Genomic DNA, 24,792 nt, shown 5'->3' with positions numbered 1-24,792 from the left:
ACGCTTCATTGTGATTTTTTACCACTTACTTCTAGCATTACAAATGTAACTGCGATAAATGTCAGCCCCACAGCGATACCAAACAAAATGAGCGGTTCATACGGCAAAACAATCGTTTCACTTAAATTTGTGATTTGACTCACAGTTTGCATGAAAATCGGCCAGTTTGGAAGCGCTAGATAAAACGCCACCACAATGAGCGTAGCTAGCACACTATCGGCTAGTGCCATGCGGTATAGTCTGCCACTTTTTATCATAAAACTAGCGCCGAATAGCTCCATAATCTCAATCCGTTCTTTGTGCTCATAGACCCAAATTCGCATTTGGCGGTGAATTAGCATAAGGCCTAAAACCACGATTAAAAGCGCAAATCCATAAACCAAACTTTTAATCAAAAGCAAAATTTTAAAAATATCATCGTGGGTTTTTTTGAAAATTTCAACCCTGCTAAGCGAACCCATGCTTTTTAGCGCGCTCTCTATGTCCTCCAAACGCGCGCTGTCTGGGAAATTTTCGAGCTTAATGCTGTAAAATTTAGGCAAATTTTTGCTAAGCTCACCAAAGGCTGCTTCTGAAATTTTACCCTTTAATCTATCTGTGATATTATCAGCTGGAATTTCGATGATTTGGCTGATATCGCTGACCTTATCTTGCACTTCCTCTAAGCTTAACGCCTTTTTTGAGACAAGGACGATGTTGTATTCGTTTTGGATAGATTTTTCATAACTTTTAGCTAAATTATTTACAAAAATTCCAAACTGCACCGAAAACAAAAGCGCCACAAGCGAAAAAATAACCCCAAAATGCGTTTTAATCGATCTCAGTGACATGGGAGTCCTTTATCTCGAAATGTCTATGCGCAAAACGCAAAGTGCTAGGCATTTTGTGTGTTACGATAACCACGCAAGCGTTCCACGCCTCGCATGCTGAGCGCAATAAATTCCAAATAATATCGCTTGAATAATCGTCCAAGTTTCCAGTAGGCTCGTCGCAAAGTAGCAAGCGCGGATTGTGCGCCATAGCGCGCGCTAGGGCGACGCGTTGCTGTTCGCCACCGCTTAGTTCTAGCGGGTATTTGCCCATTTTGTGTCCAAGCTCGATATGGCGGAGCAGTTTTTTAGCCTGATCTTGGCAGACTTGCTCGTTATAGCCCATAATCATCAGCGGAAGCATGATATTTCGCTCGATTGTCCATTCATTAATCAGCCTGTAATCTTGAAAAATTATGCCGATTCTTTGGCGCAGTGTGCGCAAATCACTGCGACTAATGCCGTTTAAATCGCACAGGCAAACATTAAGTTCGCCACTTTTGATATCCATATCGCCGTAAAATGACTTCAAAAGCGTGCTTTTGCCACTTCCACTTTTGCCGGTGATTACGACAAAATCCCTTGCGCCTATGCCAAAGCTAGCATTTTTTATGACCTCACCGCTATCATATCCCAGTGTAAGCCCCTCGGCGGTGATTATGTTATTATCAGCTCCTATGCCTGCCATAACTCAAAAATCTCCATTATTTTTTTGTGTGCTTTGTAATTTTCGCTTGTGGCTAGCGGAGTTTTTAAAAAATAGTCCGTCTTTGCCCCGATGCGAATAAAGCATTGTTGCGGGAAGTCAAACGCCCCAAACGAGGTCAAAATCAAAACCTCATCGCTATCATCAAATTTGTAAATTCTCTCAAAATGCACGAAATATCCCTCGCCTTTGATAGTTAAATTTTTGAAATTTACCTCTATTTTTTGCGGGTTAAAATTTGAGAAATTCATATCAAATTTCGCTGGTTCTTCGCCGTTTTCATCGCTATTAGTAAAAATCAAATCAAAGATATTTTTATCCATTTTGCGCCAGCGATCCTCGTATTTCGAGCTCACGCTTAAATCTCTGTTTTTGAAATGCTCTATCGCGCCACGCCCTAAATTTTGCGCTACGCCAAATTTATCCAGCGCATATTCAAAATACATATCGCTATCTGTGCGAAGCTCAAATTTCGCCCCTTTTTTGAGAGTTCGCACGCATTGATGAACAAACTCATCGCTAATGACTCTGCGGTGCGGGGCATCGTCCCACGGAACAGGAAAGTGCAAAAATATGCGAGAGAGCAAATTTGCTGGCATTAGCGAGAGCAAAATTCGCGCGTCAGTGTTTATCAAAGCGACATTTTCCAAACCCTCTTTAATCGCTAGTTTTGCGACCTGCTCGATACTAGGTTTGTAAATTTCGATTCCAATTACCAGTGTTTGCGGATTTGTGCGAGCCTGATATAGCAGATGTCTGCCCGAGCCAAAGCCGATTTCGACGAAAATTTGGCTAAATTTCGTGGTTTTGAGTAAATTTAGCATTTCATCTTCATCTAGCACGAGCGGAGTTTTTTGGGTTAGGGATTTGCTTTTAAAGGCAAATGCACTAAAAATCACACCGCTTGCGAATTCTTTCTCGTAAATTTCAAGTGCGCGTTGCAAAATACCAATTTTGGCTGGTTTGGTGGTTTTTTCGCCTTTGACTACGACTTTGTCTTTGGCGTATTTAAGAGTGACGAAAAATTCGTTATCAAAGCACCTTGTGCGCACGAGAGTGCAACTCTCATCGCTAGCAGACTCCAAAAGCTCCACGCCCTCCTTGCTAAATGGAAGGCGCGGTAGTTCTACGCTTTTTGCAATAAAATTTGGCAATTTATTCCGCCATTTGACTTACTTGGATTGGCGCGCTTGGGATCGAGAGCATACCGGTTTGCGATTTTGCGATTATGCGGTATTCATATCCTGCGGTGTAATTTACATAATCAATATACTCTGCGCTAAGTCTGCCCGCGATATCTTTGACGCCACTCCACGAATCAGCGCCTTTTACCCTGCGCTCGATAGTGTAGCTTGCCACGCGCAAATCAGGGTGCGGACGCCAGATGATTTTCACGCGATCTGGCAGTGCGTAAGCCTGCGCAAACGGCACAGAATCAATCGTCTTTGTCGTGCTTACAATCGCGGCAGGCGAGCTCTCTCCCACGCCATTTATGCCATAAGCGCGCACAGTGTATTTATACGATGTGTTTGGCTCTAAGCGAGTATCGGCAAAGTGCGTAGTGTATGGATCGGCTAGGGTTGCGATTTTTTTCGCTTCGCCACCGCCCATATCAGCACGATAAACCACAAATCCTAAAAGATTAGGATATGAGCCGTAATTTGGCCACTCTAAGCCGATTTCGTTCGTGCCAGAGATACTTTTAATCCCCTCGACGCGTGGCAAGCTTGCGTCATTTCCGCCCGGCACACTATGAGAGGAGCAACCAGCCGCTAGTATCGCTAAACTCGCGCAAAATGCTACTTGGTAAAATTTTTTCATAAATTTCATCCTTTTTATCGTGATTTTGTATCAAATTATCAAACTCCACTGGCAAAGGCGCCGTAATCTGCATACGCTCGCCACTTCGCGGGTGCGTGAAATACAGCACATAAGCGTGAAGTAAAATTCTTGCTATTTTATCTTTTTCGCTCTTAAATCCGTATAAATAATCGCCGATAATATGGCGATTAATCGAGCCCAAATGCACGCGAATTTGATGCGTGCGCCCAGTAAAAAGCTTGGCTGCGATTAGGTTGATTTTGCCAAATTTATCGCTGCTACTCTGGCTAAATTTCGCCTGCCCCCAATCATCGCTAAAAATCGTATAAAACGCGCTTTTTGCCTCGCGACCGCCTGGAATTATCGCCTTTTTTAGGCGGTTGTTTGGGTTGCGATCAATCGGGCGATCTATCACGCAAGGCTCTTTTAAGGGTAAATCTGTTAAAGCTAGGTAAATTCGCCCCATGCTTTTATCGCTTAATTGCGCGCTTAGGGCTTGGTGAGTGGCGTTGTTTTTAGCCACGACCAAAGCCCCGCTAGTGCCCTTATCTAGGCGATGAACGATACCTGCGCGGATTTGACCATTTATCGTGGAGAGCATAAATCCTTTTTGGCGTAGCCACTCTACAATCGTGGCTTCTTTGACGCTTGGGGCTGGATGAACGACCACGCCAGCGGGCTTATTTAGCACTAGCAAATCATCATCTTCGTATAAAATTTCAATCTCGCCCTCAAAGCTAAATTTCGCCTCATCGCTATGAGTAGGCGCAGGGTAATTTACGCAAATTTCATCGCCTAAATTTAGCTTTTGCGATGATTTGGTTATGATTTTTTGGTTTATAAAAACACTGCCTGATTTGATTAAATTCGAAATTTGATTGCGCGAAATGCCCAAATTTTCGCTTAAAAAAACATCGATTCTCGCCACGCAATCTGCTGTAAAATTATCCAAATTTATACCTTTTTTTGTTATTATCGCCCAAAATTTATTAGGACTTACTTTGAAATTTGACAAAAAGATTTTATCATATTTTGATTATATTCAACCTTTGCTGATTTTGCCGATTATTATTTTTTCATACCTTTTAATCAGCGAGGCAAACACCACACTTGGCAACAAACAGCTTGTTTATTTTGGGGTTGGTTTTGTTGTTTTTATGGTCTTTTTTTTGTTTCCGATTCGCAAATTTTTGTATTTGATTCCGCTGTTTTACTGGGTGAATATCGTCCTGCTTTTAAGCGTGGAATTTTTCGGCATTAGCAAGCTTGGCGCGAAGCGTTGGTTGGAGCTGCCGTTCGTGCATTTTACCCTGCAACCAAGCGAGATTATGAAGCCAGCGTGCATGCTAATGCTAATGTATCTAATCCACAAAAATCCGCCACCGCCCGAGGGTTATGGCGTGAAGGATTTCGCTAAATTTAGCTTTTATATACTTTTGCCATTTGCGCTAATCGCCAAAGAACCAGACCTCGGAACCGCGCTAATTCTTTTTTTAATGGGGTTTGCGACGCTTTTTATCATCGGCGTGAATAAAAAAATTTGGATTGCGCTGGTGCTAGCTTTTAGCGTTAGCTCGCCCGTGCTTTATAATAACCTGCACGATTACCAAAAAAAGCGCATTACGGATTTTTTGAGCGAAGAGCACAACTATCAGGTCAAACAAGCTGTCATCGCTATCGGAAATGGCGGAATTCGTGGTAAGGATTTCGAAGAAGCCACCCAAACTCACTTTAAATTTTTGCCAATTGCCACGAGCGATTTTATCTTTGCCTATATGGTCGAGCGCTTCGGATTTGTCGGCGCACTCGCACTCATCGGCTTTTATGCGCTTTTAATCATGCACTTGCTTAGCCTAAATTACGACTTTGGTAGCGATTATCTCATACGGGTTTTTACCTCGGCTCTGGCGACGCTGATTTTTATCTACGCTGGGGTTAATATCTCCATGGTCATCGGATTTGCCCCTGTCGTGGGGGTGCCGCTGCCGTTTTTTAGCTATGGTGGAAGTAGTTTTATCACATTTATGATTTTGTTTGGAATTTTACAAAATTTGCTAACTTTTAGAAATAAAGACAATTACAAAACGATAAGTATTAGGCTGTAAATTTGAAAATTTGGCTAAATTTGGGCTAAATTTAGCGTGTAAATTTAGCCCAGAAGATTTAACTCTCTTTTAAAAGTTTCGTCGCTAAAATCGCGCCGTCATCGTGTTTGCGTGCAGATTTATAAATTTTGTTAAAGAAAATTTCCAAATACTCATGGTTATTAATGCACTCTGCTTCGTTTGCCACGCTAATTGCGCTATATTCGCCGTCGCTTCCAAGCTCGTAAGCAAGCTCGGTATCGCTAAGCTGTAATTTTAAAATTTCTTTTAATTTATTTTGCAAAGCCTCGCTATAAATCGGCGTCATAAGCTCCAATCTGCGCTCTAAATTTCGTGGCATCCAATCCGCGCTTGCGATATATAGGCAAGGCTCAGCATGTTTGAAATAAAAAATTCTAGCGTGTTCTAGGTATTTGCCGATAATTGAGCGGACTTTGATATTTTCACTTAGCCCCGCCACACCTGGGCGCAAACAACAAATTCCTCGGATTATGAGATCGATCTTAACCCCAGCTTGGCTCGCTTTGTAAAGCGCCTTTATCATATCGCTATCGACAAGAGCGTTCATTTTAGCGATGATTCTGCCGTCACTTCCCTTGCTCTCTTCGACCTTGATCATCTTTAAAATTCTCTCTTTTATCTGCATTGGCGACATTGAGAGATTGCCTAATTTGCGGTTTTTGTTATAACCTGAGAGTATGTGGAAAAAATTAGTCGTATCCTTATCGAAAGTATCCCCGCAAGTAAAAAAGCTCACATCGGTGTAGATTTTCGCACTGCTTCCGTTGTAATTGCCCGTGCCTAGGTGGATATAAAATTTAAGCTTGCCGTCTTCTTTTTTGATGATTTGAGTGACTTTGGCATGGACCTTAAAACCTGCGATTCCATAAATCACATGCGCGCCAGCGTCTTCTAGCGCCTTTGCCCAGTGCAGGTTGTTTTCCTCGTCAAACCTAGCTTTTAGCTCGACCATTACGGTTACTTGTTTGCCGTCGCTTGCAGCCTCGATTAGGCTTTGGACGATTGGAGAGTTTTTCTCCACGCGGTATAGCGTCATACGGATTGAGATGACTTTGGGGTCTTTGCTAGCTTCTTTTATGAGTTTTTGGACTGGATCGAAGCTCTCATAAGGGTGAAAAATCAAAATATCATCTTTTTCCATTGCACTCATTACTGAGGTGTTTTCGTTAAAGGGAGGCAGTGTTTTTGGCAGATACTGCGGATGAGCTAGATAGGAAAAATCCTTGTTGCCAGCTATCTCCCAAAGCCCGTCAAGTGTGAGCGGGATCGAGCACTCGAAAATGTCTTTGTAGAAAATTTTAAGATGTTCGTTTAAGAAATTTAGCAAATCAGGGTCTGCGTTTTTGGCGATTTGAAGTCGCACAAAAGCCCCTTTACGACGCAGTTTAAGACCGGCTTCGAGTATCATCATAAAATCATCTGCTTCCTCTTCTTCGATTACGATATCAGCGTTTCTTGTAACCCTAAACGCAGCCGAGCTAATTAGCTTATAGCCCGGGAAAATCTCCTCGGCGTGGCGATTTACGATTGAATCAATCGTTACATAGGTGTTTTTTGCGACCTGCACAAATCTAGGAAGCACACGCGGGATCCTAATCATACCAAAATGAATAGCCTCTGGCGCATTTGCATCGCAGAGTTTGACTGCAATCGAAAAGCTAAGGTTGTTTAGGTGCGGAAACGGGTGCGTCGCATCTACGGCGATCGGGATAATCACTGGCATGATTTGGTTGAAGAAAAACTCATCGGCACTTAGCTTTAAATCAGGGGTTAGCTCGTCGTAGTTTTTGATAAAAAGGCCGTTTTTACTAAGCTCCTCTTTGATAGCGATATAGTGCGCTTCTAGTTCGTTTTGCTCGTGTTTGAGATATGAGCGAATCTCGCGCAACTGCTCTAATGGCGTCATCTCATCATCGCCGCTAGCTGTTACACCAGCTGTGAAAAGCTGTTTAAGCCCAGCCACACGAATCATATAAAACTCATCTAAATTTGTGCTATAAATCGCTACAAATTTCAATTTTTCAATCGGTGGAATTTGCTTTTGACACTGAGTTAAAACGCGCGAATTAAAGCGAAGCCAACTCAACTCTCTATTTAAAAATTTGCTTTGTTGCTCCATTTTATTTCCTTTTTTTTGGATTAAAAATTTTAAGATTATAACTCAAAAAAGATTAAAATGTGTTTTTTAATGAAATTTAATTGCGCTTTAAATTTTTAAAGCAATTATCCAAATAAACGCAAAATTTCACGCCATTTAGATAAAAAATCCAACTTATGTAAATCCATAAAAAGAAAAATAACGCTACCGAAAACGAGCCGTAAATGCTAAGATAGGTTTTGTTATAAAACACATACTGCGCGAAAATAATCTTAGAAATCCACCATAATGTGGAGGCTACGAGAGAGGATATAAGCACGGCTTTGGGGCGAATTTCGCGGTTTATCGCCGTAGCGTAAGTGATAGCAAAAATAGCCCAAATGATAACAAATGGCAAAACCGAGAGCAAATTTATCCACCTAGAAAATTCGGTTTTATCGAGTAAATTTTGAAGTTCTGAGCTGATGAAAAACGACGCGCCAAGCCCCACGGGAGCTAGCGTCATCAGCGTCCAGTATGTGCTAAGGCCTTTGAAAAATCCGCGCTTTGGCGAGTGCGAAATCTGCGCGATAATCTCCTCAAAATCATCAAAAAACAAAATCGAAGTTACAAGCACCGCCAAAAATCCCAGTGCGCCAAGGCTTAGGCCGTTTGCCATAAACTCTTCCAAATACGGAATCAGGCTTTCTTGGTTGGCTGGAAGCAGGTTTGAGAAGATAAATGCCTTGATTTTGGCGTAATAATCGTGGAAACTAGGCAGCTGCATAAAGACGCTAAGTGAGACCATAAGCACAGGAAGCAATGCCAAAATAGTGTGAAAACTCAGCGACGAGGCGTAGTGCATGAGGTGCGGGTCGTAAATCTTGCGCCAGGATTTGATAAAAATTTTAAATTCGTCCAAAAATATCTTTAAATTTTTCATTTCGCAATTTTAGCTAAAATTTTAAAAATTTGGGTAAAATTGACGAATTTTTAGGCAAAGGTTTTAATGATTTCTTTAATTTTTTTTCTTATATTTCTGATATCATTATTTTTTATAAAATCAAATAAACTTAAAACTTTTTGCATATTTTTAACATTTTGTTTTTTAGTTATCACTCTTTTTAATTATACGATTTATTTTTATAGTGGAAATTTTCTAAATTTAGGACTCATAAATATTCTAGCAATCAGCCTAAAAGGTGCTCCATTGCTTAGTTTTTGGCGTGAGGCTTTGCTTGTTTTTTTAGTCCTTATCTGCACTATTTTGTTTTGTATCGCACTATGGAAAAGAATAAAAACTAGACAAAATTTCTTTAAATTTTCTGGCTTTATAGCCATTTTTTCTTTTATTTTAGCCCTTGTTTTCAACCCACTCACAACATCTGCTGTGCAAATTTTTCAAATCTTAAATCCTAAATATCACAAAGTCGCCCGTGCTAATCTGCAAAAATATATCGTAAAACCAAAAATAAATCAAAATTTCAAAACCAAAAATATAGTTTATATATATTTGGAGAGTTTTAGCAGGGATTTTACTACCAAATTCGACACCCTTACCCCACACATAAATTCTCTCACAAATCGACTAGAATTTACTAATATAAACCAAATTCCACAAGGCGCAACCGTTACAATCGAAGGTCTTTTTGCCTCACAATGTGCTTTACCGTTTGGGTTTTTTACTCCGGTTAAAAATGGCGATAAAATCATCTCAAAAGACAAAAATACAAAATTTCCTAAAAAAATTTTATGCGCTACCCAAATTTTACAAAATTATGGCTATCACACATTTTTTATGAAATCCGATGAAATAAGCTATCAACGCACCGATGAATTTTTGCAAAGCAGAAATTACGATGAAAGCAAAGGCGCAAGTGATTTCAAAAGCCAAGGCGCAAAAAGTGCGAACGAGTGGGGCATAGATGATGATGAGATGTTTGAGTTCGCGTGGCGTGATTTTGAGCATTTATCACAAAACAAAGACAAATTTATACAAGTTATCCTAAATATCGGCATGCACGCACCAAGTGGATTTATCTCTAAAACATGCGAAAATTTGCCTTTCCCATATAACGAAAAAATGCTAAAAGCCGCGCATTGCACGGATTATTTGGTCGGCAAATTTATAGATAGAATTCGCGCTTCAAAATACAGCAAAAACACAATCATAGTCCTTCAAAGCGATCATTTAATGCCATATCTTTTAGTAAGTGATTTAAGTAGTGGTATTTTAGAGGACTCCAAGCTGTTTTTTACTATTTTAGATGATGATTTAGAGGGTGTCCAAAGCGTGGAGGCGCAAGGCTCATCTCTTGATACATTTACCACGGTTTTAGGCTATATGGGGCTAGTCGATGAGATGAATTTGGGGCGAAATGTCCTAAAAAAACCAAGCTTAATTTCCGTGCCAAATATCACTACTATCTACAACACAGCCATTTTATCTACCGACGATTTGGACTATGATAAGCGATAAAAGATACATTAATGCGAAATTTTATTTTCTATCTCGTCATACGAAATTTCTGTTAAAATTCTAGAAGCTTTTTGATAAATTTCATCATTATTTTCAAATGGCATACTATCAACTTTTAATAAATTTCTACCAAAATTCATTTCATCTAAAATACCCAAGTATCCCAACACAGTTGTAAAACTATCAAATGAAGTTCCCTTTTTATCGATAGTTATGGTGCCGTTTATACTATCGTCAAGTATCATAAAAATATTTTTTGAATTTTTCGGATTTGTTTCGACGGAGCCACTATTGCTGTAAGGCAACGGATGATCGTTTTGCAAAATTATGATAGTATTTTTACTAAATTCAGACAATCGAATTTTATCTATAAATTTACCTACAAGATAATCTGTGCATTGAACAGCCCTAAGCATACCATCTTGACTAACAAAAGGCAAATTTTCACAAGTCTTTGACAAAAAGCCATCAGGTGCATGTGTAGAAATCGTCAAAAGCGTTTGCAAAAAATTATCTTTTTCTTTTGACAAACGCACAAAATCGTTCCACGCAACTTCAAGCATATCATCATCATTTACGCCCCAAGCGTTTAGACTTTTTTCGCCATCTTGCAATAGCTCGGTTTTACCTTTCATTTCATCATATTTTCGGTGTTTTAAAAAATTTCTCGTATCTTGAAATTCTAAATCCGCACCCTTCATAAAATATAGATAATAGCCTTGTTCTTTCAAAATTTCACTACCGCATTTTATATTTTCAGAAAAATTTTTATCTGTTTTATCTTTATCAAAAACATAGGTATAATTTATCCCGCAATGCGAACCAAATAGCCCTTTTAGCGTAAATTCAGTATCCACAACCTGCGTGATATTTGTAAAGTCGATTTTATTGTCTAAATTTGATAAATACGGCGTTAAATTTGGAAAAACCTGCGAATTTAGATAATCTCGGTTATAACTTTCTAAGTAAATATAAACGATATTTTTTCGAATTTTTGGTGTTTTTGAGTGCGGAACTTTAAGATATGGATAGGTTATTTTTTTAAATTTAGCCACAGGCGGATTATAAATTTCATAAAATTCCTTTGCATTTATGTAAAGCGGATTTGTCAAAAATGCTGTTATTAAAAATAATATAAATAAAAAAGCTAATTTAAAATTTTTACTTAAATTTGGAGAAATCTTTTGATACAAGATAACGCAAAATAAAACAATACCTATAACAACACAACTTAAAATAATCAACTCTCTTGCAAATGTAGAAATCGGAGCCCCGATAATCGAAGTTTTTACAAATACCACCACATAAAATCCAAAATGCTTACCAAGATAAATTAGCAAAATGGTATCAAAAACTAAAAATAATATATAAACAAAACACAATGCACACGCAACGCCCAAAAGCCATTTTTTATGCAAAAATTTTGCCAAAAACAAAGAAACAATAAAACAAAATACAGAAATATATGTCACTTTTGCACCTTTTTTAAATTCGCTTTTTCTATTTCATCGTAATCGATATGTGGAGCAAGGCGCGCCGCCTTGACATAGTATGGACTTGGCATACGAGTAAGAAGCGAATTGCGCGAAAGCGCACTTCGTCCAAGTTGCATAGCGTCCAAAACCCCAATATAATCAAGCACTGTGGTAAATGTATCGATTGTCGAGGTTTGGCGCGTGATATGGATATTGCGCTCAATTTTAGGGTCATTTATCACAAAATACAGCTTCTCTGAGCTTTTAACGAGGTTGTGGATTTTCGCACTTTGTTCGATCGCAGGAGCTGGGTGGTCGCTTTGGAGCACGACTATGGTATTATCGCTAAACTCGCTAGCACGGATTTTGCGGATGAGTGTGCCGACTAGTTCATCCGTGCAAGCAACCGCCCTTAACATCGTAATCTCCTCATCACTTCCGCTTTTATCGTAGAAATTTTCTTTAAAATTACCCTCTAAATTCTCACAAGACTTTGCCACAAATCCATTTGGCGTATGCGTAGAAATCGTCAAAATCGCCTGCAAAAACGGACTATTCTCACGCGATAATCGCAAGAAATCCTCCCAGGCGAACTCTAACATTTCATCATCATCTACGCCCCACTCGTTGTAGTTTTTTGCTCCTCGTTTGGCTAGCTCCGCTCTGCCGTTTCGCTCATCAAATTCCATAGCGTCTAGGAATTTATCGGTATTTTGAAACTCCAAATCCGCACCTTTGATAAAATACGAGCGATAGCCAAGATCTTGCAAAATTCCACTTGCGCATTTTATATTTTTTGCAAAGTTATTTTTATCAGTAAATTTGAAGTTAAACAGATACGGCACTCCACAAAACGAGCTAAATAGCCCCTCGATTGTGATTTGCGCCCCAGGAGTGCGCCCTACATCATCAAAAATCATAGAATTTTGTAAAGCCTTAAAATTTGGCGTCAAAGTTGGGAAAATTTCATCCTTAGTGTAGGCATCGTTAAAGCTCTCTAAAAATATATAGACGATATTTGGGCGCTTGGCGATACTGTGCGCGCGCGGAATTTCGATATATGGGTAGATATCTTTTTTGAGCGACCATACAGGCGGATACATTTGAAAATACAGGTTTGTAAGCGCGATTGTAAGGGGATTTACGCATAGTGCCGCAAGAGCGAAAACAAAGCACAAAGAGGCTAAAATTTTGGATTTTTTTAATCTTGGGAAAATTTTGCGACAAAAAATTACCAAAAATAAAATAATCGCCAAAATAGCCAAAACAGCGATTAAAATGTAGTTTATAAAGGTCAAAATCGGCGCACCCACGATACTGATGAAAAACATATTAAACGAAAATGGCGTGAGAGTGTTGCCAGTAAAATATACAAGAGCATAGTCAAACGCAAGGAAAAATAGATACAAAAAAACTAATGCACAATACGCCACTAAGGACTTTTTGCCAAGCAAAAATTTAGCCAAAAAAGCTGATATTATTAATAAAACTATTGATAGATAAATCATAAAACCTCGAATTTATTTATTGCTGAAATTTGCTAATTTACATAATGCAAAATAGTTAAATTATGCGTTATTTTACCATTTTTTGGCTTATAATTTTGATAATTTCGCTTCGCAACTTCTAAATACTGCGTCGAAATTTTGCCCAATCTGTCATTGCGAGGAGCGCGAAGCGCTTCGCAACTTCTAAATACTGCGTCTGAAATTTTACTTTTTAAGTGTCATTGCGAGGAGCGCATAGCGCGACGAAGCAATCTACAAAGCCCAAATTATCAACCGCGTAAATGGCGTAATTTTAAAATTCTATTGAATTCTTTGTCATTTACCCTACTCTTAATTTTGGCTTTGGTGATTGCTTCGCCAAAAAAGCGTCCCCGCGCTTTTTTGTGCTCGCAATGACACTTAAATGCAAAATTTGAAAATTTTTCTCACTATAATAAAATAAATTTTCGCCCATAAAAAAAGGCTCGAAGCCGAAGCCCCGAGCCTAAGAGTATTAGCTAAGCAAAGCTTAGATTAGAATACTACGCCTACACCGCTGATAGCAACTTCGCCAGCACCTGATTTTGCTGTCTCGTACTCAGCTGCTTTTGTGCTTGTAGCAGCAGTTTTGATTTTTTGATATTCAAATTGTCCTTTTAGGATTTTTTGAATTGAACCAGTGTCAAGAACTTTTTTGCAAACTGCTACATCTTTATTATCACCTTCAGTAACTGTTAGAACAGCTGGCTTGTTTGTAGCTGCATCATAATCTGTTAGTGCAACCTTGATGCACTCTTTACCAGCAGCTGCGATAACTCCTTCAACAGTGCCAGTTAGTTTGCCAGCTGAATCAACTGATCCAGTTGTTGGATTTTTCAACTGAACATTTGACATACCAGCAAATGAGCTAGCGAATTGTGCTTGTGATGTATAGTATGCACCCAAGTCACTGATTAATGTTGTTAAGTTTGTAGCTGCTTTGCTAACCTCAGCATCATCACGAGTAGCTGCCAATCTTGGGATAGCGATAGCTGCCAAAATACCTAAAATAACGATAACGAAGATCAACTCGATCATAGTGAAACCTTTTCTCATGGTTTCCTCCTTGTAAATAGATTTCATTTTACATACATATATGTAAAACTTGCGTGGATTATAGCAAAAAAAATTAAAAAATTCAATTGTTTTTGCAAAAAATTTGAAAAAAATTTAAAATTTTATAAAAAAAGCCCATTTTTGCGCTATTTTGTACAAGGAAAAATTTTTTATTTCATAGCCTCATTGCGCGGTTTAGGTTGCGTAGGTCGGATTTGTTTTCTAAAAAATGGCCGTAAATGCGGTTTATCATATCTAGATTCGCGTGTCCTAGCGTGCTGGCGATGAGCGGGGCTGGGACTTTCGCGCCCAAAAGGTGCGAACAAAAGCTGTGTCTGGTGCTGTGAAGCCCGCAGAGTGGGAGATCTAGTGATTTTAACAATTTTCTAAATTTATAATGTATAGCGAAATAATCCTCGCTAAAAATCCGTCCAGCACCCAAATTTAGCCCCAAAATGTGGTCTTTGAGCGGTTTTAGCAGATTTATCGTGCGTGCGCGACCGCTTTTGGGAGTGGTGAGCTCGAAGCGGGTCAGGTTCTTGCAAATGGTGATTTTATCGGACTTGAAGTCGAAATCCTCTCTGCAAAGAGCCAAAATCTCGCCACTTCTAGCACCTGTAAAAAACGCTATGTATAAAAATGTGGCTAACTCGCCTGTGGCGCGCTCTAAAAGGAGTTTGATTTGGGATTTGGAAAAGCAAAATTTGGGCTTTGGAAGCGTGGGTGGCTTGCGAATGAGCGAAAACGGATTTTGGGCGATTTGACCTGAGAATTTCGCCAAATTTAGGGCTTGGCGCGGGTATGAGAGGAGTAGATTTATGGTTTGTGGGGAGAGGTTTGCGCTTCGCATGGCGCAAATCGCGCTATATAGGGTCTGGGCGGTGTAGGAGGTGGCTGGTAGGTCTGGCGCGAAGTCGAAAAATCGCCTTATGGCGCACGAGGCGGTTTTGAGCGTGGTGAGCTTGGCGTGGAGGCGTAAATTTTGCAAATAAATGGCGCAAAAATGGCTTAAAAGGCGCGGTTTGAGCGGGATTTGGCGGGGCTCGTATGGGCGTGGGGCGTGTGGTTTTTCGCGGGCTTCGTTAGTTTGTGGGGCGTTGGTTATTTCGTGCGGTGCGTGGGTTTCGTGGGTGCTTCTACGCGCGTGTGGTGTGTGTGCCTGATATGACTGGACTGTGCGTGGCGAGGTGCTTCTGCGGGTTTCATAGGTGCGCCCTTCGGTGGCATGGTAAGCGCGTGCTTCGGGGGTCTGGAATACTGCGCCGAAATTTTATATTCGTAGATTGCTTCGTCGCTTCGCTCCTCGCAATGACAATGGTTCGCGTATCGAGGCAGTATCCCCGGCTTGCGAAGCGCAATGACAACATTAACTTATCGGCGCAGTATTTCGCAACAATAAATAAAAATCAAAAATTAAATAGAAAATATGAAAAAATCTGAGTTAGAAGTGGTGCGCCCGAAGGAATTCGAATCCCTGACCTTTTGAACCGCAATCAAATGCTCTATCCAGCTGAGCTACGAGCGCACAATCAAAAAGAACCTTGATTATACATTTTTATAGCTTAAATTTAGCAAAAACAGCCCAAATTTATCGTGCAAATTAAAATTCCGCCACAAATTTCACTAAATTTCGCGATTTTTCTTGACTTTTGATTTGTTTTTCTGTATAATACGAGTTCTTTTGCATTGGGGTATCGCCAAGCGGTAAGGCAATTGGTTTTGGTCCAATCATGCGGAGGTTCGAATCCTCCTACCCCATCCACACTTCTTTAAATCATTTTTGTATCGCAGGGTAGAGCAGTGGTAGCTCGTCGGGCTCATAACCCGAAGGTCGGGGGTTCAAATCCCTCCTCTGCAACCAATTATTCATTTTTAGGCATTTGCGAAACAACCACAAAGACACTTAAAAAAATCTGAATTTTATTTAAACCGAATTTATCAAATTTTCAATCAGTTCTTTTGACTTTTTAATATTAGTTGTTATATATTTTTGCGTTGTTATTATATTTGTATGACCTAGCGCAAAAGAAACCTGCTCCACAGGAATTTTAAGATAATTTATCGAATATGTTCCGATTAAATGCCTTATATCGTGTAATCTTATTTTTGGTAAATTATTTCGTTTTAAAAGAGAATTCCAAGAACGGCGCAAATCGGTAAATTTAGTATTTGTCATAGGATTTACAAAAATATAATTATCTAAATTTTTATCATTTTTCGCTTGAATATACAGTTTTAAAAGTCTTTTATAAAGCTCATCACTCATCGAATAAACCATATCTCGCTTTGCTTTATTGATTTTACAAGGTATTATATATGTTTTTGTTTTGAAATTTATATCGCACCAACGCAAATTTAAGACTTCGCCTTTTCTGCGACCGTGTAAAAGAAAAAAGAAAATATCGGCATTATAACCTTTATTTTCGCAAATTGCTTTAATAAATTTCTTTTGAATTTTTAAAGAATAATCAAAATATCGCTTATTATCAAATTTAGGCAATTCCACGAAGTCGCAAGGATTTTTATTTATAATTTCTAGCTTCATACCAAGCTTAAAAATAACACGCAATTTCGCAAGTATGTTTTTAACTGTTTTGATTTTATAGTCTTGTTTTATTAAATCATTGCAAAACTTTTGAATATCGATGAAATTTAGCTCTGTTATATCTTTTTCGCCGATTGTGCTTTTTATGTGCTTATTGTATGTGTAAATATCGCTTTTTAGCGTATGTTCTCGCAAAATCAGCTCATAAAAAACGACATAATCAGCAAATAAATCGTTCAATATCATCGTTTGCCTTAAAATGGAAAAGGTATCAAACCACGATTAGCAAATTCATTTTGCAAAAATTCAAAATCATCTTTAAAAGGCTCAATATGATTTTTAAATCTTTGCAAAAATCCGCGTTCAATCATTTCATTTTCTAATTTTGCAAAATCAATAAAATCAAAGCAATCATCACTAATCCAATATTTATTATCTTTATAATAGCGTTTTAATCGTTCATCGCTCATATTTTCCCAAGAAGTCCTAAAAATTTTATAAGGGTTATAATGCACGATTTTATTACGATCGGCATCTTTGATATCTTTTAACTCAAAAGGATTAATCCTAGAATTACCACGATTTACAATTCGCTCATCACCACTCGCTAAATGCACGACGACTTTATCTGACCGCTTATAAGCGATTTTATGTTCTAAATAATCAAATCCGTCAATGCTTACGACTATCGTATCAATTATATAATCAGTTGATTTTAGTTTTTCGCCACTGCAAAATTTACTATTATCAGCGATTAAATCACAACTTATTAAGCCGTCACGGAATAAATTTGTCATCTGTTTTAAATCTCTAAATTCGCTTTTATGGCGAATTTTTCGATAAAGTTCCATTGTTATTAAAGTCCTACTAGTGCTAAAACGACGGATATTATAATAAATATACCAATATGCTACATCGTTAATCGCTCCATTTTTGCCGTTTGTAAAGCTTTTTAAAACATATTTCAAAAGATAGGCTATCACGCCACCGCCGTTATCGTCAAATTCGCTTTTTATATCCGTTTTTGTTTTAAAATAGTTTTGTGCTAAATTCACAAATCTATCTTTAAATTTACTAGGCACAAAAGCGACGATATGACAGTGCGGACAGCCGTCTAAATGCGGTTCAAAAACCTTTAAAAACATAATGTTTTCATTAAATTCGCTTTTTATCTCTTTAAAAATTCGCTGTCTTAAAAATTTACGCCAACTCTCACTTATAAAATCTCTTGCACGAACTACAAAATCAGCAGAGCCGTCAAATTTAGGATTATCGACAAGCTTTATATTTTTTGATTTACCTAATTTTACCTGTTTTAACGGCTTTAAATACGACGGAGCCGTCAAAGTTATAAAAATAGGCGTATCAAAACCAAGCTCGGATGCAAATTCTTGCATAGTTTTAATGCGATTATAAATTTCAGCGTGATAGCGTTTAGGCTGAATATTTGCCGAAGTCGAAAAATCAAAAAATGATATTTGCTTTTCGCCGTTAATCTCAATATATGAATTTTTGTAAAAATTCAAAGTATTTAAAATTTTCTTGTCAATATCTTTTTTATCAATGACACTTATGCCGTAAGGTTCGTTAAAAATCTCATATTTTGAACTAAAAAGATATTTTATTCCGTCTTTGATATAAACTCTCATAAAAAATCCTTTATAAAATTTCAATCGAAAGCGTTAAAGTTGTATCTTTATTCTCTTTTGAACTAAAAGAGAATAAATTTCCAATAAACCAAATATCGCTTAAAAGCGGAATAGAATACTTTTTATCGTAAGTTATTTGCTTGTTTATACCGCTTAAAACAAGCAATTCGCCTTTTTTTATGATATATGAGCTTTTTAGCTCTTTTTTGCTTGTCATAGGTTTATCGTTTTCATTACTTATAATGTCTTCAACTATCAAATGAAGCGACAAATCAACGCTTCCGTCTTTTAAAATTATCGGATAAAGCGTAATTTTTAAGCCAATATCTCGGTATTCATAGCTACTAGTTACGCTTTGTCTGCTATCTGTAAATTCTTTATTTTGCATTAAATACGGGATATTTTCAACACTGCTAAAATAAAGCTCTTTACCGCTACGAATTGTAAAAAACGGGCTTGATTTTATGTCACTAAAATCCTTTAAATCTAAAAATCGCAATACGCCATAATAACCAGACTTTGAATTTGCAGTTACATTTGAAACCGCATTATATGGCATTGTTATCAAATTTAAAAAATAGTTAAAAGTATCGCTAGGAAATGACTTCAAATATGAAGTAATTTCCGAGCCACGATCTTTTAAATCTTTTAAATTTGTTTCCAAAATCGTTAATTTGATACTTGTTTGTTTTGGCGTATCATCGATTTTTTGTAAAGCACTTAAAATTTTGCTTTGTTTTTCATCATCTGCGATATAAAAAAGAGTATTTGAATTGTCGATATAAGTTGAGTTTATATCTAAAATTTGCAAAACTTGTTTTATATCATCTTTTACAAAATTATTCAATGAAACAGAATAAAAATCAAATTCTTTATTTTCTTCATTATAAAATTCAATAGTTTTTAAATTTTTGATATTGTTTTCCAAAAAATCAACAAGAAAAAAACTATCAAATTTAATCAAAGTTAAGCCCTGTATTAAAAGCATTTCACGCAACATATCAAGGCTTATTTTTGGCTCTTTTTCATCGCTAAAAAAATAAAATTCGCCCTCATTAGCTTTTTCACTTACAATAATATTAACATTATTATGAGAAGAAGCAAAAGAAACGAATTCAACTAAACTATGTTTAAAACTATCTGCGTTCAGTATCTGAACCCAAAACACCAATATTAAAATCAGAATTTTTTTCATAGGATACTCCTTGATTTTTCATCAAATTTGTAAAAATATTTTCTTTAAAAACAAAAAAATACTTAATCGAATTTATGCTTTTTATTCGCTTCGAATAAATAGGCTTATAATTTTCCAAAAGAGCCATTAAATAAGACATAGGAAAAATTTCATATTCTTTTGAAATTTCGCAGAAATTATCATAACAAACTATAAAGACAGCGAAGCCGTCTTTATAGTTATTTAATGGCTCTTTTTCAATATGAGTGCCCGATTGTAAATCTCCTCCCCCATTTCTTACAGAAACGCCACCGCCAACCCTATTAAAATTGCTTTCAGCGACCGCCTTTTCTTTTTCTACATTGCTACCAAAAGAAAAAAGCGTATAAATAAAACTACAAATAGCAATTAAAACAAGCAAAAACGCAAAAATAAGGTATTTTTGAACGAAGCTTTTAATTTTTGTATCGTTACCGCTATGATATAAATTAAAAATTTCAGTGCTAAAAGGTATATTTAATGCACCGCCTTGAATAATTGAATTTTGATACATACGATAATTTGAATATTGAATATATCTAAATTTCTTTGAAAATAGCCGTTTTCCACTATCGACAGCTTTATAAAAAAACTCTGCAATTCGTTTATATTCGTTTGGAACAAGTGATAGATCTTGCGTTATCAAAAATAAATCATGGTATAAATGGCGATGATATGTAAGCCACCAAATCAAAATTTCATCGTTTTTCTTAAAGATATTATGAACTTCATCGATAACAAAAAGAGCATTTTTAAAACTATTATTTTCGCAATATTCAAGTAATTTTTGGTCGTTTTCTTTGTTTTGATACATAGTATAAAGATTAGTTAAATGATACATTAAATCGTTAAAATCAAACTCTAAAACATTATCAAAAAGATTAAATTTGAACTCGTTTATATTTGTATAGCAAATTTTATATTTTTGCAAATTTTCATTATCGATTTTTGATTTTTTCTTTTTGTTTTTATAGAAAAATTCCCAAATTTTATAAACTGCTAAATATGATTTTCCGCTTCCTGGATTTCCTACAATATAAGTAATAGCCATATTATTCCTTTAATGCAATAATAAGGCTTAAAACACTTATACGAAGTTGCAAAAGAGCCTTTAAAATAATTTTTGTAAGAAAACCAACAAAAATACTAATAAAACCGACACTCAAAATAGAAAACGCATCGACTGCGCCGTCCCAAACACCGCAAGATTTTAAAACCTTAAAACCAAGCGACAAAATATCATCACTATCAACGCTACTAAATCGACGAAGCAAATCATTAAAAGAACTATAAAGCCATAAAATAGTAGAAATAAGAGCGCTAAAATATGCAATAAAAGAAACAACAATCAAACTATTAATTGCCACAATAACCGCAAATTGCGCCATTTTTTTAGCAAAACTTACAGCACGAAGTCCAAAGAATTTAAGCAATTCTGCAAAAAAAGCTAAAATAGCACCAATCATTCAGCACCGCCCAAATTAATTACTCGAACAAAAATGAACTTCAAACCAAAAAACAAACAAGTAACCAAAGTCAAAAAATATAAAACAGAATAAAGACGAGATAACCAAACACACAAATCAAAATTAAACTGATAAGTAAAAAATTTAAAATCGATAGTATCAGATTTCAAAGGGCAATTTAAAACCCTAGATTTTCCAAACTGAATAAAGCCACCATTTTTAATATCATCAATAGCCGACTTTGCTTTATCAATAAGTCCATCAAGTTCTTTTTTGGTATTACCATAAGCTCCGTCAAATTGTTTTTGAGCGTCATCAAGCATTTTAGAATAATCGCTCGTAATATCTTGCGGAGTGCAATTATCACCCACACAATCACCAGAAGGGGTTTCTGGATTTTCTGAATTTTCTGGATTTTCTGGATTTTCTGGGGCAGTAGTGCCAGAATCATCACTAGGATCACCAGAACTTCCACCGCCAGAACTTCCACCGCCAGAACTTCCACCGCCTGAACTTCCACCGCCTGAACTTCCACCGCCTGAACTTCCACCACCTGAACTTCCACCACCAGAATTTCCACCACTAGGATTTTCATTGTCATCATTATTTGGGTTATTATTGCCACCACCACTAGGATTTTCATTGTCATCGTTATTTGGATTATTATTGCCACCACCACTAGGATTTTCATTGTCATCATTATTTGGGTTATTATTGCCATTTGAACCAGTGCTAGTATCGGATTGTTCGCGCAAAGTATCATCAACACTACAATAAATTTCTTCTGCATCAAATTCGCCATTACTACAAGTAACCTTACAAACAGCCAAAGGCTCATCATCATCACCATTTGAAATATTTGCAACAATACGAGAAGAAACATAAGAGCCTAAATTTTTTTGTTTGCAATGACAATCGGCACGAAATTTTAAATTTGGGATAATTTCACAATCTTTGGAACATGAACCAGTATCAGAATTAAAATATTGTCCATTTCTACCATCACAAACAACACATTTTTGATTACCAAGAATACAAACGCCATTATTATCATATTTAATACAAGGATCAAAAACATTATCATAAATTAACAAATGTTCAGAATTGATAGCATAAACACCAGAAAATAGATTGTTATAAGTAATTTTAGTCCAAAGACCAGAAGAACTAGAACCATAAGTTATATAAGAAGTAGTATTATTTATATTGTTATTATTTTCATAAGCACAATATTTATAATAAGTAAGTTCAGGATAAGTAGAATAAGGATCTAATACATAAATTTCATTTTCTTTATTAGTTGTAAGGATATCCGAAACAGGAATAGGCTTTAATTGAATATCGCAAAAGGCTAAATTAAAAAACAGCGATAACAATAAAAAAATTTTTAAAATTCCAATTAAAATTTTCATTTATGCCACCGTTTCACTAGGATACTAATAACCGCAGAAATCGGAATTAATGAAACAGAAAACCAAAAAAATATAGAGAAAAAATAATCAAATGAATTAATACCAGTCAAAGGGACAACACTATACATATTAAATCCTTGACACGAAAAACAAAACTAAACTAGCGAAAACAAATCCGCACAAAATGCCACTAAGAGCCATTAAATAGTTATAATCGCTAAAATTAAGATTTAAATTCGTAAAAATGTCGTAAGAATTCATAATTCGCCTTTCAAAAATCCGATACTTTCAGAAACGATTTTTACAAGACCAAGAAAAGCTAAAAAAATAACAAAAAACGAATAAATAAAAGTTTGCAAATTTTCAAAAGGTATTGTCATTTTAAATCCTTATTTATTCGTTTTAAAGCCCCAAAATAGGGGCTTTATTTTAACCGCGTCTAATGAAGCTAATCGCCCATCTAACGACAACAATAGCACCAAGAGCCGTAAAAATCGCAGTAGCGACACCATAAAGCGGAGAAATGTCAAAATTTCCGCTAACTTTTCCGTCTGCTGACATTGTTACATCAGCCATAGCGTTATTAACGCCAACGAACGCCAAAGCTCCTAATGTTAGGGCTTTTGCCTTTGCAGATTTTGCAAATTTTTTTAGTTTTTCCATGAAAAACCCCTTTTATGGAATTAGCTATTTAATAGCTTTATTAAGCCGATTTTGTTTAAATCGGCTTGTAAAACTATTTTTTAGATTTTGTTTGATTTTTTATAAATTCTATAAATTCGGTTAAATTAAAATCATCTACAACATAAACTTGACTTTGATTTTTGATTAAATTCCGAGTATTATTTTTATACTCATAAACTGGCATTTCTTCCGTAACTGGTAAAGTTATAAAACGCTTACCAACGAAATAAGTGTTAAAAAAATCCTTTAATGCAATTCCATTTAAATTAAATTTACGCATATAATCATCTGTAAATTTGATAATAAGTGTTTTTGTAATAGCATTTTCGCCCTTTAAAACTTCGCCATTTTCATTGACAGCATCATAAGTAACTTTAAATTGTGCTACAAGCTGAAACCACGAAACATAAACGCCGTTTTCGTTTTTATCGCCCGAAGCATTAGCCTGATTTGGAAAAATGGTAATGTATGAAAATCGTTTAAATTGATTTTCAAAACTGAAAGGTAAATTCTCGTTTTGTGAGATAAAATCTGATATATAACTTGACATAGGATACTCCTTAATTTTGTCTTTTTAGGATACTTAAACTCGCCTTTGTAGTGAGTATCCTGGCAACTACAAAGGCGGAACAGTTTAAAGCCATATTCAGGGCAAAATACAAATTTGATATTTCAAATCTATATTTTCTCAATATTTTTAAGTAATAAATAGATAAAATAAAGGTGCATAAAAAAATTACTTTATAGTTTATTACTTAAATTATTTTAGTATTTTAGTAAAAAACTATAAAATTGTCAAGGTTTTTAATGATGAATAACAAAGATTTTTGCAAATTACTAAAAATTTCAGAGCCAACTCTATATAACTGGAAAAAAGAAAAAGAATTTCTATATAAAATAGTTATGGAATACAAAGAAAATTCAATAAATAAAACAGATAATGTAGAAACTGAATTTTTAAAATACTTCAATAATTTAAGCCAAACAGAGAAAGAATACTACATTGCAGACATTAAAGCTAGAATTCTCAAAAAAGAAATCGACAAGGAAAGTAAATGAAAAAAATCCTATTTTTATTTATTTTTACCTTGACTTTATCATCTGCAAACCAAGCCTTTGATTATGAATATAGTAAATTTAAGGCGTGGTATCAAAATAAATCTGCCTATGAGATCGGAAAATATATATTTGAAAGAGCAGAAAATGGATTATTTAATAAACTAAAACTAAAAGACAAATTTAGCTACAATTACGGCTACAAAGGCAATAAATTTTATTTCAAGTTAAAAGTCGATGACAAAAAGAAATTTTCAACGGCAGAATTTAGAAATGCGGTTGAAAGGCTAGTTTGCCAAGAGCCTTTATTGTCTGCTGCTATTTATACTGAATTAAAAATGGAATTTAGTATTTATAATCCATATATTGACTTCACACACTATAAATTCGGATTAAACAAAAACACAGAACCGCTTTGCATAGAACATAGACAAAACATAAAAAAGGTTAATAAATACTGGCAATAATTTTAATGGCGAACATTAGTATATAAAGACACAAGAGCAAACTAAGACGGGCGGTCGCAAGCTCCCGCCCATCTTAGTTTGCTGGAAGCCCCACCCCCCAATTTTATCTATTTTACTCATATAAACATAAAATTTCCCACCCTTTTAAAAATATGAGTGCCCGATTGTAAATCTCCTCCCCCATTTCTTACAGAAACGCCACCGCCAACCCAAGAAAAAGGGGTA

The 24,792-nt window shown here is 36.2% G+C and carries 24 protein-coding genes and 3 tRNA genes; 7 read left to right on the top strand and 20 right to left on the bottom strand.

What is annotated here, in order from left to right; all coding sequences use genetic code 11:
* Positions 1 to 5: 5 nt before the first annotated feature.
* From OFN98_RS00940 to OFN98_RS00920, 5 genes are read right to left on the bottom strand one after another with little or no spacing between them, the layout of a single operon-like run.
* Entirely contained in the window at positions 6 to 830 is an 825-nt protein-coding gene (locus tag OFN98_RS00940) for a cell division protein FtsX (protein WP_270864616.1), read from the bottom strand.
* Complete coding sequence (locus OFN98_RS00935; RefSeq protein ID WP_270859346.1) at positions 811 to 1,497, bottom strand: cell division ATP-binding protein FtsE; 687 nt, start codon at positions 1,495 to 1,497, stop codon at positions 811 to 813. Before OFN98_RS00935 ends, OFN98_RS00940 begins: the two co-directional genes overlap by 20 nt.
* On the bottom strand, positions 1,485 to 2,669 hold the full coding sequence (trmB, locus tag OFN98_RS00930; RefSeq protein ID WP_270874072.1) for a tRNA (guanosine(46)-N7)-methyltransferase TrmB: 1,185 nt from the start codon (positions 2,667 to 2,669) through the stop codon (positions 1,485 to 1,487). Before trmB ends, OFN98_RS00935 begins: the two co-directional genes overlap by 13 nt.
* 1 nt (position 2,670) lies before the next feature.
* A complete protein-coding gene (locus tag OFN98_RS00925; RefSeq protein ID WP_270861959.1) occupies positions 2,671 to 3,336 on the bottom strand; it encodes a hypothetical protein in 666 nt (221 codons plus the stop codon).
* Entirely contained in the window at positions 3,266 to 4,288 is a 1,023-nt protein-coding gene (locus OFN98_RS00920; protein WP_270874073.1) for an RluA family pseudouridine synthase, read from the bottom strand. The genes OFN98_RS00925 and OFN98_RS00920 overlap by 71 nt, the downstream gene beginning before the upstream one ends.
* 49 nt (positions 4,289 to 4,337) lie before the next feature.
* Here OFN98_RS00920 and OFN98_RS00915 point away from each other — a divergent pair, with 49 nt between their 5' ends.
* The gene (locus tag OFN98_RS00915; RefSeq protein ID WP_270874074.1) at positions 4,338 to 5,441 is read left to right on the top strand and encodes an FtsW/RodA/SpoVE family cell cycle protein; all 1,104 of its coding nucleotides are present in this window, start codon (positions 4,338 to 4,340) and stop codon (positions 5,439 to 5,441) included.
* Between the two features lie 58 nt (positions 5,442 to 5,499).
* Here OFN98_RS00915 and OFN98_RS00910 read toward each other — a convergent pair whose 3' ends face one another.
* A complete protein-coding gene (locus OFN98_RS00910; RefSeq protein ID WP_270874075.1) occupies positions 5,500 to 7,581 on the bottom strand; it encodes an RNA degradosome polyphosphate kinase in 2,082 nt (693 codons plus the stop codon).
* Between the two features lie 76 nt (positions 7,582 to 7,657).
* A complete protein-coding gene (locus OFN98_RS00905) occupies positions 7,658 to 8,482 on the bottom strand; it encodes a YihY family inner membrane protein (protein WP_270861963.1) in 825 nt (274 codons plus the stop codon).
* A 267-nt stretch (positions 8,483 to 8,749) separates the two neighbouring features.
* On the opposite strand from OFN98_RS00905, the gene OFN98_RS00900 reads away from it, so the two are divergent.
* Complete coding sequence (locus tag OFN98_RS00900) at positions 8,750 to 10,018, top strand: sulfatase-like hydrolase/transferase (RefSeq protein ID WP_270869060.1); 1,269 nt, start codon at positions 8,750 to 8,752, stop codon at positions 10,016 to 10,018.
* A gap of 8 nt (positions 10,019 to 10,026) precedes the next feature.
* Here OFN98_RS00900 and OFN98_RS00895 read toward each other — a convergent pair whose 3' ends face one another.
* The 4 genes from OFN98_RS00895 to OFN98_RS00880 form a co-directional block, all read right to left on the bottom strand.
* Entirely contained in the window at positions 10,027 to 11,490 is a 1,464-nt protein-coding gene (locus OFN98_RS00895) for a sulfatase-like hydrolase/transferase (protein ID WP_270874076.1), read from the bottom strand.
* Positions 11,487 to 13,001, bottom strand: coding sequence for a sulfatase-like hydrolase/transferase (locus OFN98_RS00890; RefSeq protein WP_270874077.1), 1,515 nt, complete (start codon positions 12,999 to 13,001; stop codon positions 11,487 to 11,489). The genes OFN98_RS00895 and OFN98_RS00890 overlap by 4 nt, the downstream gene beginning before the upstream one ends.
* A gap of 513 nt (positions 13,002 to 13,514) precedes the next feature.
* Positions 13,515 to 14,075, bottom strand: coding sequence for a type II secretion system protein (locus tag OFN98_RS00885; protein WP_270874078.1), 561 nt, complete (start codon positions 14,073 to 14,075; stop codon positions 13,515 to 13,517).
* A 175-nt stretch (positions 14,076 to 14,250) separates the two neighbouring features.
* Positions 14,251 to 15,063, bottom strand: a complete 813-nt coding sequence (locus OFN98_RS00880; protein ID WP_270874079.1) for a tyrosine-type recombinase/integrase — start codon at positions 15,061 to 15,063, stop codon at positions 14,251 to 14,253.
* Between the two features lie 34 nt (positions 15,064 to 15,097).
* On the opposite strand from OFN98_RS00880, the gene OFN98_RS00875 reads away from it, so the two are divergent.
* The gene (locus tag OFN98_RS00875) at positions 15,098 to 15,238 is read left to right on the top strand and encodes a hypothetical protein (RefSeq protein WP_270874080.1); all 141 of its coding nucleotides are present in this window, start codon (positions 15,098 to 15,100) and stop codon (positions 15,236 to 15,238) included.
* Between the two features lie 285 nt (positions 15,239 to 15,523).
* Here OFN98_RS00875 and OFN98_RS00870 read toward each other — a convergent pair.
* A tRNA-Arg gene (locus OFN98_RS00870) sits at positions 15,524 to 15,600 on the bottom strand.
* 162 nt (positions 15,601 to 15,762) lie between these two features.
* Between OFN98_RS00870 and OFN98_RS00865 the strand changes: the two genes are divergently transcribed.
* Positions 15,763 to 15,837 (top strand) — tRNA-Gln (locus OFN98_RS00865).
* A gap of 24 nt (positions 15,838 to 15,861) precedes the next feature.
* Positions 15,862 to 15,936 (top strand) — tRNA-Met (locus tag OFN98_RS00860).
* 63 nt (positions 15,937 to 15,999) lie between these two features.
* Here the strand turns inward: OFN98_RS00860 and OFN98_RS00855 are convergent.
* The 8 genes from OFN98_RS00855 to OFN98_RS00820 all read right to left on the bottom strand — a co-directional run bounded on the left by OFN98_RS00855 (position 16,000) and on the right by OFN98_RS00820 (position 23,594).
* A complete protein-coding gene (locus tag OFN98_RS00855; RefSeq protein ID WP_270874081.1) occupies positions 16,000 to 16,866 on the bottom strand; it encodes a tyrosine-type recombinase/integrase in 867 nt (288 codons plus the stop codon).
* Positions 16,867 to 16,874: 8 nt separating this feature from the next.
* Entirely contained in the window at positions 16,875 to 18,269 is a 1,395-nt protein-coding gene (locus tag OFN98_RS00850) for a replication endonuclease (protein ID WP_270876568.1), read from the bottom strand.
* A 10-nt stretch (positions 18,270 to 18,279) separates the two neighbouring features.
* The gene (locus OFN98_RS00845; protein ID WP_270872452.1) at positions 18,280 to 19,464 is read right to left on the bottom strand and encodes a type II secretion system protein GspD; all 1,185 of its coding nucleotides are present in this window, start codon (positions 19,462 to 19,464) and stop codon (positions 18,280 to 18,282) included.
* Positions 19,406 to 20,533, bottom strand: a complete 1,128-nt coding sequence (locus tag OFN98_RS00840) for a zonular occludens toxin domain-containing protein (protein WP_270872453.1) — start codon at positions 20,531 to 20,533, stop codon at positions 19,406 to 19,408. Before OFN98_RS00840 ends, OFN98_RS00845 begins: the two co-directional genes overlap by 59 nt.
* Position 20,534: 1 nt before the next feature.
* The gene (locus OFN98_RS00835; protein WP_270872454.1) at positions 20,535 to 20,948 is read right to left on the bottom strand and encodes a hypothetical protein; all 414 of its coding nucleotides are present in this window, start codon (positions 20,946 to 20,948) and stop codon (positions 20,535 to 20,537) included.
* Positions 20,945 to 22,360 (bottom strand): hypothetical protein, encoded by a 1,416-nt coding sequence (locus tag OFN98_RS00830; RefSeq protein WP_270872455.1) that lies wholly within the window; start codon positions 22,358 to 22,360, stop codon positions 20,945 to 20,947. Before OFN98_RS00830 ends, OFN98_RS00835 begins: the two co-directional genes overlap by 4 nt.
* 429 nt (positions 22,361 to 22,789) lie before the next feature.
* A complete protein-coding gene (locus tag OFN98_RS00825) occupies positions 22,790 to 23,023 on the bottom strand; it encodes a hypothetical protein (RefSeq protein ID WP_270872457.1) in 234 nt (77 codons plus the stop codon).
* Positions 23,024 to 23,096: 73 nt separating this feature from the next.
* Positions 23,097 to 23,594: a hypothetical protein gene (locus OFN98_RS00820; RefSeq protein ID WP_270874084.1), complete on the bottom strand. Its 498-nt coding sequence runs from the start codon at positions 23,592 to 23,594 to the stop codon at positions 23,097 to 23,099.
* A gap of 257 nt (positions 23,595 to 23,851) precedes the next feature.
* On the opposite strand from OFN98_RS00820, the gene OFN98_RS00815 reads away from it, so the two are divergent.
* Complete coding sequence (locus OFN98_RS00815; protein WP_270872459.1) at positions 23,852 to 24,103, top strand: hypothetical protein; 252 nt, start codon at positions 23,852 to 23,854, stop codon at positions 24,101 to 24,103.
* Positions 24,100 to 24,567: a hypothetical protein gene (locus OFN98_RS00810; protein ID WP_270874085.1), complete on the top strand. Its 468-nt coding sequence runs from the start codon at positions 24,100 to 24,102 to the stop codon at positions 24,565 to 24,567. Before OFN98_RS00815 ends, OFN98_RS00810 begins: the two co-directional genes overlap by 4 nt.
* The last annotated feature ends 225 nt before the right edge of the window (positions 24,568 to 24,792 follow it).

This window comes from Campylobacter sp. JMF_15 NE4 (assembly GCF_027737645.1).
Classification (GTDB): domain Bacteria; phylum Campylobacterota; class Campylobacteria; order Campylobacterales; family Campylobacteraceae; genus Campylobacter_B.
Note: the sequence above shows the minus strand (reverse complement) of the source record. Positions and strands in the feature narration are given on the sequence as shown.

Bases quoted from the DNA above. Each gene is read 5' to 3' on its own strand.
- OFN98_RS00855 (WP_270874081.1), bottom strand. From the start codon at position 16,866: ATGATATTGAACGATTTATTTGCTGATTATGTCGTTTTTTATGAGCTG.
- OFN98_RS00815 (WP_270872459.1), top strand. From the start codon at position 23,852: ATGATGAATAACAAAGATTTTTGCAAATTACTAAAAATTTCAGAGCCA.
- OFN98_RS00835 (WP_270872454.1), bottom strand. From the start codon at position 20,948: ATGATTGGTGCTATTTTAGCTTTTTTTGCAGAATTGCTTAAATTCTTT.
- OFN98_RS00820 (WP_270874084.1), bottom strand. From the start codon at position 23,594: ATGTCAAGTTATATATCAGATTTTATCTCACAAAACGAGAATTTACCT.
- OFN98_RS00830 (WP_270872455.1), bottom strand. From the start codon at position 22,360: ATGAAAATTTTAATTGGAATTTTAAAAATTTTTTTATTGTTATCGCTG.
- OFN98_RS00925 (WP_270861959.1), bottom strand. From the start codon at position 3,336: ATGAAAAAATTTTACCAAGTAGCATTTTGCGCGAGTTTAGCGATACTA.
- OFN98_RS00885 (WP_270874078.1), bottom strand. From the start codon at position 14,075: ATGAGAAAAGGTTTCACTATGATCGAGTTGATCTTCGTTATCGTTATT.
- OFN98_RS00825 (WP_270872457.1), bottom strand. From the start codon at position 23,023: ATGGAAAAACTAAAAAAATTTGCAAAATCTGCAAAGGCAAAAGCCCTA.
- OFN98_RS00840 (WP_270872453.1), bottom strand. From the start codon at position 20,533: ATGGCTATTACTTATATTGTAGGAAATCCAGGAAGCGGAAAATCATAT.
- OFN98_RS00910 (WP_270874075.1), bottom strand. From the start codon at position 7,581: ATGGAGCAACAAAGCAAATTTTTAAATAGAGAGTTGAGTTGGCTTCGC.
- OFN98_RS00850 (WP_270876568.1), bottom strand. From the start codon at position 18,269: ATGAGAGTTTATATCAAAGACGGAATAAAATATCTTTTTAGTTCAAAA.
- OFN98_RS00890 (WP_270874077.1), bottom strand. From the start codon at position 13,001: ATGATTTATCTATCAATAGTTTTATTAATAATATCAGCTTTTTTGGCT.
- OFN98_RS00845 (WP_270872452.1), bottom strand. From the start codon at position 19,464: ATGAAAAAAATTCTGATTTTAATATTGGTGTTTTGGGTTCAGATACTG.
- OFN98_RS00810 (WP_270874085.1), top strand. From the start codon at position 24,100: ATGAAAAAAATCCTATTTTTATTTATTTTTACCTTGACTTTATCATCT.
- OFN98_RS00905 (WP_270861963.1), bottom strand. From the start codon at position 8,482: ATGAAAAATTTAAAGATATTTTTGGACGAATTTAAAATTTTTATCAAA.
- OFN98_RS00935 (WP_270859346.1), bottom strand. From the start codon at position 1,497: ATGGCAGGCATAGGAGCTGATAATAACATAATCACCGCCGAGGGGCTT.
- OFN98_RS00940 (WP_270864616.1), bottom strand. From the start codon at position 830: ATGTCACTGAGATCGATTAAAACGCATTTTGGGGTTATTTTTTCGCTT.